16 protein-coding genes and 1 other RNA gene are annotated in these 15682 nt (G+C 60.8%); 7 read left to right on the forward strand and 10 right to left on the reverse strand.

Going from position 1 to position 15682, the window contains the following annotated elements:
• The first annotated feature begins 3 nt into the window (after positions 1-3).
• The gene (locus ACIX8_RS23225; protein ID WP_014267844.1) at positions 4-981 is read left to right on the forward strand and encodes a transaldolase; all 978 of its coding nucleotides are present in this window, start codon (positions 4-6) and stop codon (positions 979-981) included.
• A gap of 65 nt (positions 982-1046) precedes the next feature.
• Here ACIX8_RS23225 and ACIX8_RS23230 read toward each other — a convergent pair whose 3' ends face one another.
• On the reverse strand, positions 1047-2567 hold the full coding sequence (locus tag ACIX8_RS23230; RefSeq protein WP_190273725.1) for a glycosyltransferase 87 family protein: 1521 nt from the start codon (positions 2565-2567) through the stop codon (positions 1047-1049).
• 106 nt (positions 2568-2673) lie between these two features.
• On the opposite strand from ACIX8_RS23230, the gene ACIX8_RS23235 reads away from it, so the two are divergent.
• The 4 genes from ACIX8_RS23235 (at position 2674) to ACIX8_RS23250 (ending at position 4679) form a co-directional block, all read left to right on the forward strand.
• Positions 2674-3657 carry a glycosyltransferase family 2 protein gene (locus tag ACIX8_RS23235; RefSeq protein WP_014267846.1) on the forward strand — a complete coding sequence of 328 codons (984 nt, stop codon included), beginning with the start codon at positions 2674-2676 and terminating at the stop codon, positions 3655-3657.
• Between the two features lie 77 nt (positions 3658-3734).
• Positions 3735-4025: a ribbon-helix-helix domain-containing protein gene (locus ACIX8_RS23240; RefSeq protein ID WP_014267847.1), complete on the forward strand. Its 291-nt coding sequence runs from the start codon at positions 3735-3737 to the stop codon at positions 4023-4025.
• A complete protein-coding gene (locus ACIX8_RS23245; RefSeq protein ID WP_014267848.1) occupies positions 4025-4309 on the forward strand; it encodes a type II toxin-antitoxin system RelE/ParE family toxin in 285 nt (94 codons plus the stop codon). Before ACIX8_RS23240 ends, ACIX8_RS23245 begins: the two co-directional genes overlap by 1 nt.
• 130 nt (positions 4310-4439) lie before the next feature.
• Entirely contained in the window at positions 4440-4679 is a 240-nt protein-coding gene (locus ACIX8_RS23250) for a DUF6429 family protein (RefSeq protein ID WP_014267849.1), read from the forward strand.
• A gap of 137 nt (positions 4680-4816) precedes the next feature.
• Here the strand turns inward: ACIX8_RS23250 and ACIX8_RS23255 are convergent, their stop codons facing one another.
• From ACIX8_RS23255 to ACIX8_RS25775, 7 genes are all read right to left on the reverse strand, one after another.
• Positions 4817-6553 (reverse strand): hypothetical protein, encoded by a 1737-nt coding sequence (locus ACIX8_RS23255; protein WP_014267850.1) that lies wholly within the window; start codon positions 6551-6553, stop codon positions 4817-4819.
• A 130-nt stretch (positions 6554-6683) separates the two neighbouring features.
• Positions 6684-7376: a hypothetical protein gene (locus ACIX8_RS23260; RefSeq protein ID WP_014267851.1), complete on the reverse strand. Its 693-nt coding sequence runs from the start codon at positions 7374-7376 to the stop codon at positions 6684-6686.
• Positions 7376-7684: a PadR family transcriptional regulator gene (locus ACIX8_RS23265; RefSeq protein WP_014267852.1), complete on the reverse strand. Its 309-nt coding sequence runs from the start codon at positions 7682-7684 to the stop codon at positions 7376-7378. Before ACIX8_RS23265 ends, ACIX8_RS23260 begins: the two co-directional genes overlap by 1 nt.
• 210 nt (positions 7685-7894) lie before the next feature.
• Entirely contained in the window at positions 7895-9502 is a 1608-nt protein-coding gene (gene hslU, locus ACIX8_RS23270) for an ATP-dependent protease ATPase subunit HslU (protein WP_014267853.1), read from the reverse strand.
• A 43-nt stretch (positions 9503-9545) separates the two neighbouring features.
• Positions 9546-10058 (reverse strand): hypothetical protein, encoded by a 513-nt coding sequence (locus ACIX8_RS23275; RefSeq protein ID WP_014267854.1) that lies wholly within the window; start codon positions 10056-10058, stop codon positions 9546-9548.
• Positions 10059-10087: 29 nt separating this feature from the next.
• Positions 10088-10702 (reverse strand): ATP-dependent protease subunit HslV, encoded by a 615-nt coding sequence (gene hslV, locus ACIX8_RS23280; RefSeq protein ID WP_083836751.1) that lies wholly within the window; start codon positions 10700-10702, stop codon positions 10088-10090.
• A gap of 151 nt (positions 10703-10853) precedes the next feature.
• Entirely contained in the window at positions 10854-11039 is a 186-nt protein-coding gene (locus ACIX8_RS25775) for a hypothetical protein (RefSeq protein WP_150110719.1), read from the reverse strand.
• Between the two features lie 69 nt (positions 11040-11108).
• Between ACIX8_RS25775 and ACIX8_RS23285 the strand changes: the two genes are divergently transcribed.
• The gene (locus ACIX8_RS23285; protein WP_150110720.1) at positions 11109-11567 is read left to right on the forward strand and encodes a DUF3592 domain-containing protein; all 459 of its coding nucleotides are present in this window, start codon (positions 11109-11111) and stop codon (positions 11565-11567) included.
• A gap of 214 nt (positions 11568-11781) precedes the next feature.
• On the opposite strand, the gene ACIX8_RS23290 is transcribed toward ACIX8_RS23285, so the two are convergent.
• Positions 11782-13446 carry a M28 family peptidase gene (locus ACIX8_RS23290; protein ID WP_014267857.1) on the reverse strand — a complete coding sequence of 555 codons (1665 nt, stop codon included), beginning with the start codon at positions 13444-13446 and terminating at the stop codon, positions 11782-11784.
• A 506-nt stretch (positions 13447-13952) separates the two neighbouring features.
• Positions 13953-15011: an A/G-specific adenine glycosylase gene (locus tag ACIX8_RS23295; protein ID WP_014267858.1), complete on the reverse strand. Its 1059-nt coding sequence runs from the start codon at positions 15009-15011 to the stop codon at positions 13953-13955.
• 58 nt (positions 15012-15069) lie between these two features.
• Between ACIX8_RS23295 and rnpB the strand changes: the two genes are divergently transcribed.
• An RNA gene (rnpB, locus tag ACIX8_RS24965) (RNase P RNA component class A) lies at positions 15070-15545 on the forward strand.
• The last annotated feature ends 137 nt before the right edge of the window (positions 15546-15682 follow it).

Consider the following 15682-nt stretch of genomic DNA (forward strand, 5'->3'; position numbering starts at 1 on the left):
GAAATGGCAAATTTGTTGGATCAACTCAAGTCGATGACGACCGTCGTCTCCGATACCGGCGATATCAACGCCATCAAGAAGTACAAACCGACCGACGCGACGACGAATCCTTCGCTCATCGCAACGGCCGCCACCATGCCCGAGTATCAGCCCATCGTTGACGGTGTGCTGAAGACCGCACGCGAGAAGGCGCCCGCCGGAGCTTCCAACGCCGATGTTGCCGCCTCCGCCTTCAAGTCGCTTGCTGTCGCCTTCGGCCTCAAGATCCTTGAGATCGTCCCGGGCCGCGTCTCCACCGAGGTCGATGCTCGCTTGAGCTACGACACCGAGGGCTCGCTCGCCGCCGCCCGCGACATCATCAAGCAGTACGCCGCAGCCGGCATCGGCCCCGATCGCGTCCTCATCAAGCTCGCCTCCACCTGGGAGGGCATCCGCGCCGCCGAGATCCTCGAAAAAGAGGGCATCCACTGCAACATGACGCTGCTCTTCGGCATACACCAGGCTGTCGCCGCCGCCGAAGCGCACGTCACCCTGATCTCGCCCTTCGTAGGCCGCATCCTCGACTGGTACAAACAGGACACCGGCAAGGACTACAAGGGTGCCGACGATCCTGGCGTTCAGTCGGTCACCGAGATCTATCACTACTACAAGAAGTTCGGCTATAAGACCGTTGTCATGGGAGCGAGCTTCCGCAACATCGGCGAGATCACCGAGCTGGCCGGCTGCGACCTGCTCACCATCGCTCCCAAGCTGCTCGAAGAGCTGCAGACGAGCGAAGGCACGCTGCCGCGCAAGCTCGATCCGGCTGCCTCCAAGAACGATCCGATCGAGAAGATTTCGGTCGATAAGGCTACCTTCGACAAGATGCACGCAGAGAACAAGATGGCGCATGACAAGCTGAAGGAAGGCATTGACGGCTTCGCCAAGGCCCTCGTAGGCCTCGAGCACTTGCTGACCGAGCGTCTGACGGAGATCTCCTAAACTCCTTATGCTCTGAAACAAAATGGCGACCCTTTCGGGTCGCCATTTTCTTGTGCTCGTCTCCCCTAAGACTTGCACGGGGAGCGGTCTACAAAACCAACATACAGACGAAGCAACCCGCTCTGGGGCTGGGCAGTGGACGCAACCGCGCACGGCAGCAGGATGAGCGTTGGCTGGTCCACCTGCGCACCGCGAGCCGCAACACGCAAGGCATAGACATTGCTGAACGGCGCCGCCGTAAAGAGCCCCTTAGGCGCATAGCTGTCCGGATCACGATCCAGAACGACCGCCGTAAAGTGTTGTCCGGCGATCTGACGATCGAACTCCTGTACGGCAGGCTGATAACTCCGGCCCAGAACCGCATCCAGCGCGTCCATCTCCGCGTGCATCGGCTTCCCTGCCATCAGGCCATCGTAGCTGTGGTTTACGACCCACACGTCCCCTGGGGTCGCTCGCAGGTCTGCGAGAAACTGCTGACGGCCCTCCAGCGCTCCCTGCATAGGCAGCACCTGTCCGGGACGATAGAGGTGAGCCATCAACTGCACCGTCAGCGCCATCCATAGCAGCGCAGGTACAGTGATACGCGTGCGGCCCACTGCAAAGGTGGGACTGCCCGCTGCCTCCCAGCGCTCCAGGAGTCGGTGGATCGCCACCCCTGTCAGAATCGCAACCCACGCATACAGCGGAATCGTCGCGTTGATATTGGCTCCGCCATGCGCTCGAACGAACCACACCGCGCCGCCGATCAGGACGGTCACGATCGCAAAGAATGATCCCTCCCGCTCTCGCCAGCGCATGGGAGCCAGCAGAGTAGCAGCCAGGATGAATATCACGGCTACTGGTAACGGCTCCAACAGATCGTGCGGCATAAACATCGCGGCCTCGCGCGGAGCCCAGCCGAGAGACCCCGTCGTTCCAAAGGCGTAGAAGCTGTACCAGTGCTGCGTCAGATGGTTGAGCCAAGCCACGCTGGCCCAGGCCATGGCAGCAAAGGCAGCCATGCCCATCAGCATGCGCTTCGGTCGCTGCCACTCCACCAGGAAGATCGCCAGCCCCAGGGGGAGAAAGGTCTGCTTGCCATGGAAGGCCAGCAGCCACATCACCGCAGCCAGCAGAGGATGCGCACGCCGCGTCGCCAACACCGCCAGGAGAAACAGGAAGACCGACAGCGAATCGACCCTGCCTACATCGAACCAGCCCAGCACCAGCACGTACAGGCTGGCAAAGAGGCCGACAGCCACCACCGCGGCGGCCCACCGCCTGGTCTCTTTCCAAACCATCAGAAAGATCACGCCAAAGGTGCCGAACGTCGAAAGGATCGACACCATCCGCAGCGGCGCATAGCTGAGGCCCATGACCTTGGACAATGCGGCAGAGAGATAAAAGAACAGGGGGGCATACAGGTAGGAGGCCCACTCCAGGCTCGGCGCCGCGTAGAGCGGATAGCCGTGGCGCAGCCTCCACACCGAGGTCATCATGCCGCTCTCGACGCGGTCTATCTCAAACGGATAGTGCAGTCGATGCAGAGCGATAAAGAGGAATGACAGTACAAAGAAAAGCGAAAACCCGAGGGCGGCCAGCCGCAAGAGGCGCTCTAACCTGCTTTCTTCCATATGCGGCATACGCCCATTCTAGAGTGATGAGGAAAAAGTGTCTTTCCCGGCCTTCCATCGGTGATAGCCTTTGGAGGCAATGGGGGAACTTCGTGCTACCAATCAGGCCGCGCATGCCAGCGTCCAGGACACCTCACCGCGTATCGCGGTCCTGATCCCCTGCCATAATGAAGAAGCCGCCATTGGCAAAGTGATCGCTGCCTTTGCCCGCGAGCTTCCCTCGGCGGCGATCTACGTCTACGACAACAACTCCACCGACCGCACGATCGAAGTCGCCCGGGCTGCCGGGGCGTTTGTCTCTGTCGAGCGGCTGCAGGGCAAGGGCAATGTCGTACGCCGCATGTTCTCCGATATCGAGGCCGACGCCTACGTGCTCGTCGACGGCGACGACACCTACGAAGCCGCCAGCTCCGTATCCATGCTCGACATGCTCTTCACCGAAGGCATCGACATGGTCACCGGCACACGCGTCACCAACATCTCCGCCGCGTATCGGCGCGGGCATCGCTTCGGCAACGTCATGCTTACGGGCATCGTCCGCTCCATCTTCGGCGACCGCATTACGGACATGCTCTCCGGCTACCGCGTCTTCAGCCGCCGCTTCGTCAAGAGCTTCCCGGCCCTGAGCTCCGGCTTCGAGACCGAAACCGAGCTGACCATCCACGCGCTGGAGCTCAAGATGCCACTTGGCGAACTCGAAACTCCCTACCGCGATCGGGGCGAAGGCAGCACCTCAAAGCTGAATACCTACAAGGATGGTGTGCGTATCCTCGCGACCATCGTCTCGCTGGTCAAGGATCAACGTCCCCTGCAGTTCTTCACAATTGCCGGAGTCATCCTGTTCGTGCTGGGCGTGGGCTTGAGCGTGCCGATCCTGATCGAGTTCCACCAGACTCATCTCGTCCCACGCTTTCCGACGGCCATCCTCTCAACGGGAATCGTGCTGCTGTCGTTCCTCTCGATGGTCTGCGGCCTGGTGCTGGACTCCGTCGCCCGGGGCCGCAAAGAGGCCAAGCGCATGACCTATCTTTCGATACCTGCCTCGATCATCCGGCGCGGTTAGGCAGCACCTCAGAACCCTAGACCGCGAGCCTAAAGACTGATAGTTTCGGGGTAGGAATTATTCGTACCGGAGGGCTTATGGCTACGACAATCGAAAAAATCTCCATCGCGCTGCCCCCTGAAATGGTCGCTTCACTGCGCCAGGCGGTGGATGCCGGCGAATACTCTTCTTCGAGCGAAGTCGTGCGTGAGGCTCTACGCGACTGGAGCCACAAGCGCCAGCTGCAGCAGAACGGCGTCGAGGAACTGCGCAGCATTTGGAAGACTGCCCGTGAGAAGAATGGCCCCTACGTGCCGGTCGACGAGGTTATGGATCGCCTCGAACGCAAGTACCAGGCGATCGCCGACGCGGCAGGTGCGACCGACTAATGCATGTTGAATACTCGCTAGACATAGAAGAAGATCTGGACGAGATCGCGGCCTATATCGCGGCCGACAACCCGCGACGCGCTGTGAGTTTCATTCGGGAGATACGTGCCGAGATTGATCGCATTGGCCAGAGACCGCTGATGTACCAATTGCGCCCGGACGTCGGCGAGGATGCACGTCTGGCTGTGGTCGGTCGCTACGTCATTCTGTTTTGGATCGATGGCGACGTGGTGCGTATTGAGCGCGTGGTGCAGGGCAACAGGTTTCTTCCTGTGCTTTTCTAAGACCGTAGTTCGGATTTGCGTTGGGACAAAGGTAAGTGGGACATATTGAAGAGACACTATCAGACCTGACCAAAGGACCTAAAAGATATCGGAGGATGGTGTTATGATCCTGTCCATCTGAGAGCTTGGGATGGAATACGACCATAACAAAGTAGACGAGATCGTGCTGGCGTTGCTAACCCTGACCATGTTCCCCGACGAGCCAGTAATGCGAGCGTGGAAGGGATATGACTGGGACGTGATGGATCGGTTACACGCCAAAGGTTATATCTCCGATCCGAAGAGCAAGTCCAAATCAGTAGTGTTGAGCGACGAGGGACTGCGGCTGGCAAAGGAGTTGTTCGAGCGGCACTTCGGGGTCAAGCCATAGCCAATGGTAGCCGAAAGAAACCCTCTAACGCAGAGAATGGAGAGCGCCTGACGCACAGTCCTTGCGTTAGTGCCCCACCAATGCGGGGGTCCCTCGCGTACCGCTCAGGATGACGACGAAAAACGAGCAACGGCAAGTCACTTCGATCCGTTCGCCAGCGGATACGCAAAGAAATCGCTATCCCCCAACTGCACCCAGCCCTCGGGCTTCCGCACCGAGTTCGCGAACTTCGTCACGATAAACCGCAGACCCATCTTCTGCAGCGGCTCAGTCACCGCATGTTTGTCTGGAATCGAATCCCATACCTGCTGCGGATCGGCGCTGTTGGGCGTCTCCACCTCAGCCAGGATCTGCGCGCCCGCCAATCGCGCCCATTGGTGGTCGAGATAGCAGGCAGTATCGCCAAAGCAGGCGATCTTGTCGCCGGGCTTGAGCCCCATCGCATCCAGGGCCTCGGCCATGGGATTGGTCTCCGGGTTGTAGCCTGCCTCTCCGCGATGGGCGATCGGCTCCTGGCGGCGCCGTTCCGCCAGATAGCTTACGGCCTGCATCATGGCGACGCCTGCCATCAGCACCACGAGAGCACCCGCGATCCATCGCACCCGTTCGCCTTCGTTCCCTTCCCGGCGCTGTAGCCACGCAAAGAGGGGCAGCAGCACCAGCAGAAATGGCGCCATCAGGTAACGCTCCTGCAGGTCGATAGGAAAGTAAATCCCCAGCATCAGCAGTCCCCACACAACTGCTGGACCACCCACCAGCGAGGCGCGCCGCCGCGGCCAGATTGCACCGAAGGCCAGCATCACGCCCAGCAGAACGAAGGCTTCGGGCCGGCCCAGCAGATACCGCACGAATAATTCCGTGCAGCGAATCAACCGCTCTACATGCCCTTTGAGCCAGAAGTGCGGCGTCAGGCCAACGGTCCAGTACGCCGGATCGAACCACAGAGGAAACGTCCCCACCGGATGAGCCGCGAAGCTGAAGACCGGAGGCTGCGTCGCGATGACGGCTTCCGGATGCGTAAAGGTCCCCACGGCGTGGCCAAGATCGTGTAGGTACCACTCGTGCCAGCGCGGGGTCTGGTCGATGAAGTAGCAGTAGTTCAGCCGCGCGGAGTCGCCAGTCGAAAGGTGTCCCAACTGCCGCGAGATCGCCAGCACGTAGGGCCCAGCAATCACCGCAAACACAATCCCAGTGACGATAGCGCCGGTAACAATCTTGGTCCGCTCACTTCCCTTGCGCGTGAGTCCAAAGACCAACACCGCCAACACCAGAAACATAGAAGGCAGGAAGGCAAAAGATTTAACCAGGTAGGCGCAGCCCAGCGTGGCTCCCAGCACCGGCCACGCCCAGAAACCCGAGCCGGACTGCAACCGAAGTCCCAGCCCCATCGCCAACAGCAGCAACACCATCAACAAGGTGTCGGAGCGTACGGTGGCCAGCGGCAATTCACGGCCGGCGCTCAGGGTCAGAAACGTCAGGCCCAGCAGATGCAAAGCCCAGTCCGGAACCGCTGCACCGGGCTCCCCCGGCCCACGTTGTGCACGGAGCCGCACCAGGCCGGTCGTCAGAAAGAGACACGCTAATATCCCCAGCCCGAAGATCGCTACATTCGTATAGCGAACCATCGCCATCTCGGTCCAGCGCGTGGGGTGGACGACCATCCGCACCGCAGCAAGCACCGCCGGATAACCGGGATTCCAGTAGCCATTGATCGCGAGCCCCGCATGGCCATCGGTCAGGGCCTGCGAGATATCCAGGAAGGCCGTGCCATCGCCGTCCATCATGTAGACGTCGTAACGGGCGTACCCGAAGGCGATCACCAACATGAGAAACGCATACAAAACGAGCAGCCGGCGACTGCGTGAACTGGTCATGAAACTCCCCTGTGCGTGATGGCACAAGTATAGGGTAGCGGCTGTCGTTTAATTTTCGACGCTCTGCGCCTCGTTCAGCTCAGCAGGCGTAATGTCACCAAGCCGTGAACAGGTTTGCGAAGGAGAGCCATTAATCATTTACCTCCGCCCTTTTCTGCGCGATCAGCCGATTAATGAGGGAGATTCGATGTTCAATCTTCGAGGGTGAATCAAGGCACTCCAGGCGTATCGCAAACAAGCCGCCTGCGATCACTACGCCACTAAAGACGTGATGCAATCCCGCAAACGCCCCTTCGATATTCAGTACAAGGCCCGAGCAGATTGCGATCGTCGCCAGCACCGGGAACCATCGTCTGACAGAGCGAAAGCGCTTCAGCCTGCGCTCCAGCTTTGCCCTGCTGAAGAGCAAGGTTGCCTCGACCTCATACCGAGGCGGCGACCTCCGCTCCTGAAACCACGCCAGAACCGAAGACGCTCCCCAGTAAAGCCAGCCGGACGCAATCAGCGCCGAACCGATCCGTTCCGGTTCATACGTTGACCTGATAGCCACACAACAGTTGCTGAAGAGCTGGCTGAAGCACATCAGCCAGAAGATCCATTCCCCAGCGCCTGGAATCTTGAAAGGCACCTTCGCCCCAGCCGATCCCTGCCGCCGATCCAACAGCACTCTCGTGCTCCCAATCGCCCAACTCAGCGCGGCCCAGTCTCCCTCGATGAAATCGACCTCGCGGGCCAGGCCCTCGGCCCACTCCTTGCACCCGGGCGAGGCGTAGCGCACAACCGCAGACGATACCTTCAGTGCCCATTTGCGAATGAGAGTCATTAGGCTGTCACCCCGCCGAAGGCTGGTTGCCCCACAGACTGTACCGAGGCAGCACTCACCTGCTCACGTGCGTACCGCAGGCCGTCGTTCGTCAGCTTATACATGTGGCGCGGCGGACGGCCTGTCTCCGTGGCCTCCCAGCTCGTCTCCAACATGTGGTGCTCTGCCAGCCGCATCAGGATCGGATACAGCGTCCCTGACTTCAGCCCTGTGTTGCGGCTGATGTCGTAGCCATAGCGCCACTCCTGCTCGCATTGAAGGAACTCAGCCAGCACGAGTGTGGTTTGCGATGACTTACGTAGCTTCATGGGGTTAAATCTATATATGTAGAGTTAAGGCGTCAAGTAGATCAGAACCAGATGCGAGGCACTCGCACGGACGGAGGGGCACGATTCAATCGTGCCCCTTCGTCCGTGCCTTACTTCTGAAGTTGGGGTGGTTCGAGAAGCAGATTCCCTGCGGGAATGACAACCAAAAAGGCAAGGGCAAAAGCAAAAAACGAAGGCAAAGGCAGAGTTCTACAGGATGTAGCGGCTCAGGTCCTGGTTCTTCACGATGTCGGCAACCTGCTGTTGCACGTACTCGCGCTCGACGCGCAGCACGCGCTGTGTGCCCTTGTCGGTTGTGCGTTCCAGCAACGTGGGCACAGGCTTTGCCCCGGCAACCGGCTCGGTGGCCTTCACCAGGTCCGGGGCCTGGAAGCTGATCTCGTCCAGCACCTTCTCCATGATGGTGTGCAGCCGCCGCGCGCCGATGTTCTCGGTCGTCTCATTCACCTGGAAGGCGAAGTTGGCCATCTCTTCCAGCGCCTCGGGAGCGAACTCCAGCGTGAGGCCTTCGGTTTCGAGCAGCGCTGTTGCCTGCTTCACCAGCGACGCCCGCGGCTCGGTAAGGATGCGCAGGAAGTCGGCCACGGTCAGCGGCTGGAGCTCCACGCGAATAGGAAAGCGCCCCTGCAGCTCCGGGATGAGGTCGCTGGGCTTCGAGACGTGGAACGCTCCGGCAGCGATGAAGAGAATGTGGTCCGTCGCGACCATGCCGTACTTCGTGTTGACGGTCGTCCCTTCCACGATGGGAAGGATGTCGCGCTGCACGCCCTCCCGGCTGATGTCCGGACCGTGGCCGCCCTCGCGTCCGGCGATCTTGTCGATCTCGTCGAGGAAGACCATGCCGGAGTCTTCGACGCGCTCGATCGCCAGGCGGGTGACCTGGTCCATGTCGAGCAGGCGGCCTTCTTCCTCCTGCACGAGATAATCGAAGGCCTCGACGACCTTCATCGGGCGCTTGCGTGTGCGCTGGCCGAACATGCCGGAGAGCATCTCCTTCATGCCGCTCGACTCCATGTCCTCCGGCGGCTGGTTGCTAATGAACTCGATCTGCGGCATGTTGCGGTCGCGAGTCTCAATCTCGACCATGCGATCGTCGAGCCGGCCCTCGCGAAACTGCTGGCGCAGCTTATCTTTTTCGCGAGCCCGTTCCGCGTCAGTCTTAGGCACTACGGCCAGGGCCGGAGAGGCACCGGGAGCCCCTTCGGCAACAGGCGGCTTCTGCCCGCTGAGGTGCAGTGCCATCTCGATCACCTCGGGAGGAAGCTGCTCTTCGCTTGTCGCCACCACCAGCCGGGGTACGGGCGGGCCTGTCTCCGCAGCCGGAGTACTCGGCGATCCCTGCTGCACGAGCAGATCGACCAGCCGGTCTTCAGCAGCCAGTTCGGCGCGGTCTTCAATCTCGTCGAGCTTCTCCTCGCGCACCATGTCGATGCCGATCTCGACGAGGTCGCGCACCATCGATTCGACATCGCGCCCCACGTAGCCGACCTCGGTGAACTTCGAGGCTTCGATCTTGAGAAACGGCGAGTTGGTAAGCTTCGCCAGCCGCCGCGCGATCTCGGTCTTACCCACGCCGGTCGAGCCAATCATGAGGATGTTCTTCGGCATGATCTCTTCGGCGAGTTCAGGCGGAAGCTTCTGCCGGCGCGAACGGTTACGCAACGCAATGGCGACCGCGCGCTTCGCGGCGGCCTGGCCGACGACATACTTGTCGAGCTCCGCCACGATCTCGCGCGGCGTCATCTCATCGAGCGCGAGTGCCTGGTCTTCAGCCGTTCCGGGTAGATAGATTGCCATAATTCGGGGTTCTTCTTTCTTTCAAAACTTGCCTGCGTGCAGGCTACGGATGTGCGTCGTTCGGCTGCACCAGCAGCTTCACGTCGTTGATGACCTGGTCGATTGCGGCCGAGAAGGCGGCGTCACGGCTCTTCTTGCGAATCGCGCCATTGATCTCCTCCGCAAATCCCCACAGGGAGACCCGTCCACGCGCGTCGGTAACGCCCACTCGAATCTGCGGGTCGTCGAGACCCGGGGGGTCGACGAAGCGGATCGCGAAGATAACGTCCGCCTCCTTCGGGTCAGCGACGAGCTCATACCTTCCCCAGGCCTGCATGCCCTGGAAGAACTCGTTGTAGGCGCGTTCCGGGCCGCCGCTGTAGGTCGAAGGAAATGAGCTGACGTCGCCCAGTTCAAAGGAGATGAACGCCTTCTTGCCTTGCAGTATCGGCGCAGGCACCGGCGCAGAGGACAAGTTCACCGGTGCGGCTTTGCGTTGGGCCGTCAGAGAGGGCGAGAAAGCGGCCAGGCCGAGGACAGCTCCGGCGAAGAGAACGTATTTAGCTAGGCGCAGCATGGAGTCTCCTTGAATTTCGATGCCGGCGGCTACTCCGCCGCCTTCAGCTCTTCGATGGTCACGCTCTGGTTGGAGTAGATACAGATCTCCGCCGCGATCTTCATGCTGCGTTCGACGATCTCGCGCGCGGTCATCTGCGTGTTCTCCATCAGCGCGGTCGCGGCGGCCAGCGCAAAGCTTCCGCCCGAGCCAATGGTCGCAATCAGGCCGTCTCCTACCGCGTCGGGTTCGATGACGTCGCCGTCGCCGCTCAGCAGGAACATCTGCTTGGTGTCAGCGACGATCAAGAGCGCCTGCAGCTGACGCAGCAGCTTGTCTGTCCGCCAGTCCTTGGCCAGCTCTACCGCCGAGCGTCCGAGATTGCCGCCATACTGCTCCAGCTTGGCCTCGAAGCGCGTAAACAGCGAGAAGGCATCCGCCGTCGAACCCGCAAACCCGGCGAGGATCTTCTCGTTGTAAAGGCGGCGGATCTTCTTCGCCGAATGCTTCATGACCGTCGACCCAAGGGTCACCTGGCCGTCGGCGGCCATTACCATTGAGTCGCCGCGCCGCACGCAGATGACCGTCGTCGAGCGCACGCGGCGACCTTCGCCAAGGTCGAGCGGATGGACGTTTCTGTCTGTTTTCGCAATATTTTTTCGCATAGGTCGCACAGGGCAGTATATCGCCGTGGGGGTATTGGGTTGATTTTGGGGTTGTGGGGGCTTGGTTTTGCTGTTGCCTTTGCTTTTCTGGTTGTCATTCCGAGGCGAAGCCGAGAGAACCTGCTTCCTCCCGTTCTTAACTCGTGCCAATTCAACCTATGCCTTCTTGATTTCGCCTATATTTTCTGGGCAGTACGAACGAAAAACGGGAGACAGCATGTTCGCTCGCTGCGCTCGGAATGACAACCAGAAAGGCAAGAGCAAAAACAACGGCAAGTGCTGCAACAACAGCAGCGACAGCAAAAACAATGCCGGGCGCGAACCATACTTGGCTCACCTTTCATCCAGAAAACAAATCTCTGCGCTATTCTTTCCCCAAGCCGTGAAGCCCTATTTCCATGACCTCGTGCACGTTTTCGATGGCCAGATTCGACAGGCCCCGCGCCTGATCGGCGGCATTGTTGCAGGTATCGTCCTTGTCTCCGGCATCGCCTGGTGGATCGTTCGACGCCTTCGTCCTTCAGCCGATGAGCTGGAGCGTCGCCGTTGCGAGCGTATCGCCATTGGCGGACGCATTACCGATGGCTATCTCGTCGACGCCCGTTCGCTCGACGGCGAAGAGAGCCTTTCTCCCACACCCGAGGTCCTGTTCTACAGCTATCGCCTCGCAGGAGTGACGTATAACTGCGCGCAGGATGTCTCACGTCTGCCCGAACGCGTGCGCGGCTTCCGGCTCGACCAGGCGGTGCAGGTGCGCTACGACCCGCGCAATCCCGGCAACAGCATCCTGGTCTCCGAGAGCTGGAGCGGGTTGTGGCTGCGGCAGAGTTCCAGTGAGCCGAAAGAACAGGAACATCCGGGGTAGAGATCCGCCCGTCTGCGGAGCTGGAATCACCCCAACCTTGTCATCTCGACCGGAGGCGGCGCTTTTGCCGCCGTAGTGGAGAGACCTGCAGATTGCCTGCGCGGGCACCATCGCCAGCACGACAAACTGCAGGTCTCTCCACTACGCATGACATAACGCCGTCATGCTTCGGTCGAGATGACAAGGTATGGGTATTGCAGATGAAAACAACTCCCTATTTCTCACTCGCCTTGCGCGCGGCCTCGAACTCATCGCCGGCCTTCCACTCCACCGTGTGCGGCGCGTGGATCACCTGCCAGCCAAGATCGATCCCGAACCGCACCAGCTTCGCGTCTCCCTTGAAGTCCCACTGCGGATCGAAGTTGTCGCTGAAGTTGTGATAGTGGTTCTCGTTGAAGCTCTTCTCCTGAGCGGCGCCCCACGCGTGATCATGGCCCTCATACAGCGTGCCCGCGTCGATGGAGAACGCCGGAATGCCTACACGCGACAGGCTGAAGTGATCGCTGCGATAGTAGCTGCCCGCCTCAGGTCGAGGGTCGGGAACGATCGCCAGGTCGAAGCGCTTCGCCGTCGCCTGCACCTCGGGATAGAACGTTGTGCGCTGCGCTCCATTGACGTTGATCTCCTGCTGCACGCCGATCGGCAGCAGCATGTCGTAGTTGATGTCGAGCGCGATCTGAGAGACCGGCACCGGCGGGTGCTGGCCAAGATACTCCGAGCCCAGCAGCCCCTGCTCTTCCGCTGTGACTGCCGCGACGATCACCGAGTGAGGCAGGTCACTCGGCGGAACCTGCTTCCAGGCTCGCGCCATCTCCAGGATCATCGCCACGCCGGTCCCGTTGTCGGCAGCACCGTTGTAGATGTTGTCGCCCGGCATCCCCGGAACGAAGCCGAGGTGATCGTAGTGCGCCGTGTAGAGCACCGCCTGGTCGGGTTTGCCGCTGGCCTTGTTCTGTCCCGGCAGCATCGCGACGACGTTCGGGCTCTGGAACGGGCGCACCGTGCTGGTCACCGTGGCCTTCAGCCGCACGGGCAGCTCGACCGCATGGAAGCCGCGCTGCCCCGCAGCCGCAAACTCCTTGTCGAGATCGAGTCCGCTCATCGCGAACAGCTTGCGGGCCACGTCGAGGTGAATCCAGCTCGCGGCCTGCAGGCGTGGGTTTGCGTCATCGCGCAGCGCGGTGCGCTCGCCGGAGTTCGAGTTCTTCACCACGTCCCAGCCATAGCTCGCTAGATCGGTGCGATGAATGATCAGTGCTCCCACCGCACCCTTGCGGGCAGCCTGCTCGAACTTGTACGTCCAGCGGCCGTAGTAGGTCAGCGCCTTGCCCGCGAAGAACTTCGGGTCGTCCGAGGGTGGGTCCCCGACGATGCAGAGGATGATCTTGCCCTTGACGTCGACACCAGCATAGTCGTCCCAGTTGAACTCAGGAGCCGTCGCGCCATAGCCGACGAAGACGATCGGCGCGTCGATCGTGGTCACCGGGGTCAGCGTCTGGTTCGTAACGACGAAGTCGTCGCCAAACTTCAGCAGGACAGGCTTGCCCTTCTCCGATTCCAGGGTGAAGGAGGTCTCCGCCGGCTTGACCTTCATGCCGACGAAGTTCACCTGCTGGAAGAACGTGCCGTTATCGCCGGCAGGGGTCAGGCCTTCGAGCGCGAACTGCGTGGCGATGTACTGGGCTGCAAGCTCGCCGCCGCGCAGGCCTGGGTAGCGGCCTTCGAGCTGGTCGTCGGAGAGGAACTTGTCCTGCTCGCGAATGCGGTCTGAGCTTACCGACTTCTCCGCAGTGCTCAGCGGGCTCTGGCTCAATGCTTTGCCTGTGCTCATGCCCGCTGCCATCAGCAGCAGCGCCGTCATCGTCCAATACTTCGTCATCGTCACGTCTTCCTTTGGGGCTTGTTTCTGGTTGATTGCCAGTATAGGTGGCGATACGACGTCCTTGTTGTTTGTTTTTCGTCGTCATCCTGAAGCGTAGCTGAAGAATGAGCGACAGCAATTTCAGATCAGGTTGAAAGTGAGAAGTGGCCCGAGACCAAGCCCCGCAGGGGCGGCTCTATCAAAGCCCAGGGTGAAACCTTGGGTTAGGGCGCATAACGAATAGATAGAGCCCTGAAAGGGCGATCTATCGTGGTCGCGTGGTCGCATCGATAGGACGCCCTTTCAGGGCTTATTCTCTTCTCGCCACGCTTACCCAGGGTTTCACCCTGGGCTATGATGGTGTCGCCCCTTCGGGGCTTAGACTCGTGGCTCTTCAAAAATAAGAGCCCTTCTCCTTCATTTATGCTGGCCCCAATGCGGGGGTCCTTCGCCTACGGCTCAGGATGACGACGAAAAACAAACAACGGCAGCGACGGCAAAAACGTTGACAACCCCGGCCCTTGCTACCTCGACATCACACCCACCCGCTGCAACACCTTGCGCGCGAGCCCTGTCAGCGGTAGATCGCGCAGCTTCGCCGCAGGCGTCCAGATCAAATCGCTGGCAGCGGCAGGAACCGCATCGCGCAACTTGCCCTCGGCAAACACCTGCACGTCATAGTTTGTATTCGTAATCGAGTGCTTCACCCGCAATAACGGCTCATAGGCGGCGACGGCATCCATCGACAGCGGCGGAAGCTCCAGCATGCCCGGCATCAGCGAGGCCTCGGCCGAACGGCGCTCCAGCAGAACCCTCTCCCCGCGCCGCGCGAGCAGATAGGCGACACTGCGGCTCCGCTGCTTCTGTCTCACCGGGGTTACGTGTTCGCCTCGCGTTCTGCAAAGCCCTACCACCGGGCACTGCAGGCACAGCGGCGACTTCGGCGTGCAGATCGTGGCACCCAGCTCCATCATGGCTTGGTTGTGGTCTCCCGGAGGATTGCCCACCCCGCGCTTCGCTGCCGCGGGCACGAGGGACTGGGCCGCCTTCGTGATCCGAGCGCGGCCTGCGCCTGTCCGCTCTTCCGGCAGTCCCATGAGGCGCAGCAGGACGCGTTCGACGTTGCCGTCCACCACAGCGACGCTCTCTCCGAAGGCGATGCTGGCAATCGCGGCGGCCGTATAGTCGCCGACACCCGGCAAGGCCTTCAGCTCTGCCGCCGAGCGCGGCATCTCCCCGTGCAGCTCGCCCACCACAAACTGGGCTCCGCGATGCAGCATGCGCGCGCGCCGGTAGTAGCCCAGGCCGCTCCACAGGGCGAGCACGTCGTTCTCTTCCGCTGCGGCCAGGGCCTGCAGCGTGGGGAAGCGGGTAAGGAACTCGCGATAGCGCTCGATCACCGTAGCCACGCGCGTCTGCTGCAGCATGACCTCCGACAGCCACGTCGCATAGGGGTCGTCGATCCCGCGCCAGGGTAATACACGGGCATGTTCGCGGTACCAGCCCAGCAACAACCGGCGAAATTCAATCGCGGGTACTTCAATTTCAGGAGCGATACCGGTCCCTGCAACAGCCTGTTTCATCGACTTAGTCTACTTGCCGGTTTGTGATGGGTACTCCGGGGCGTACACTTGGAGGAGTGCAGGCGGCCGGATGATCGCTGCCTCCCGCGGCTTGCTGTCGGGAGGGGGAGGAAAGTCCGAACTCCGCAGGGCAGTGTGCCGGATAACGTCCGGGACCCATGCGTCAAGGCATGGGGACGGCCAGTGCAACAGAAAGCAAACCGCCTCAGGCTGTTGAGCGGGCTTCGCAAGAGGCACGTTCATGCAAGCGGTCTGCGGTAAGGGTGAAAGGGTGGGGTAAGAGCCCACCGCGTTCGCAGTAATGCAAACGGCACGGTAAACCCCACACGGAGCAAGACCAAATAGGCAGGGAGACAGCCGACCCTCTTCAGTCGGCAGTCGCGCAACGGCCCGTTGCGCCCAGGTTGAAGGGCAAGAGCGTGCGCAAGCATGCTGACCGGAACCTGCGGGTAGGTTGCTGGAGCGCCGCAGTAATGCGTCGCCTAGAGGAATGATCGTCTAAAACAAAATTCGGCTTACGGGCCGCCTGCACAGAATTTCACATCGCTACACGGGAACAGACAACAACGATCGCCCCGGAGCATTTCATCTTTGCTCGGCACGGAATTTCCGTCGGCCCGGTTGACGGAAATTCATGGCTACTGCTGTGGGAATAGCGTAAACTTTGCCCA

Source organism: Granulicella mallensis MP5ACTX8, from assembly GCF_000178955.2.
GTDB lineage: Bacteria > Acidobacteriota > Terriglobia > Terriglobales > Acidobacteriaceae > Granulicella > Granulicella mallensis.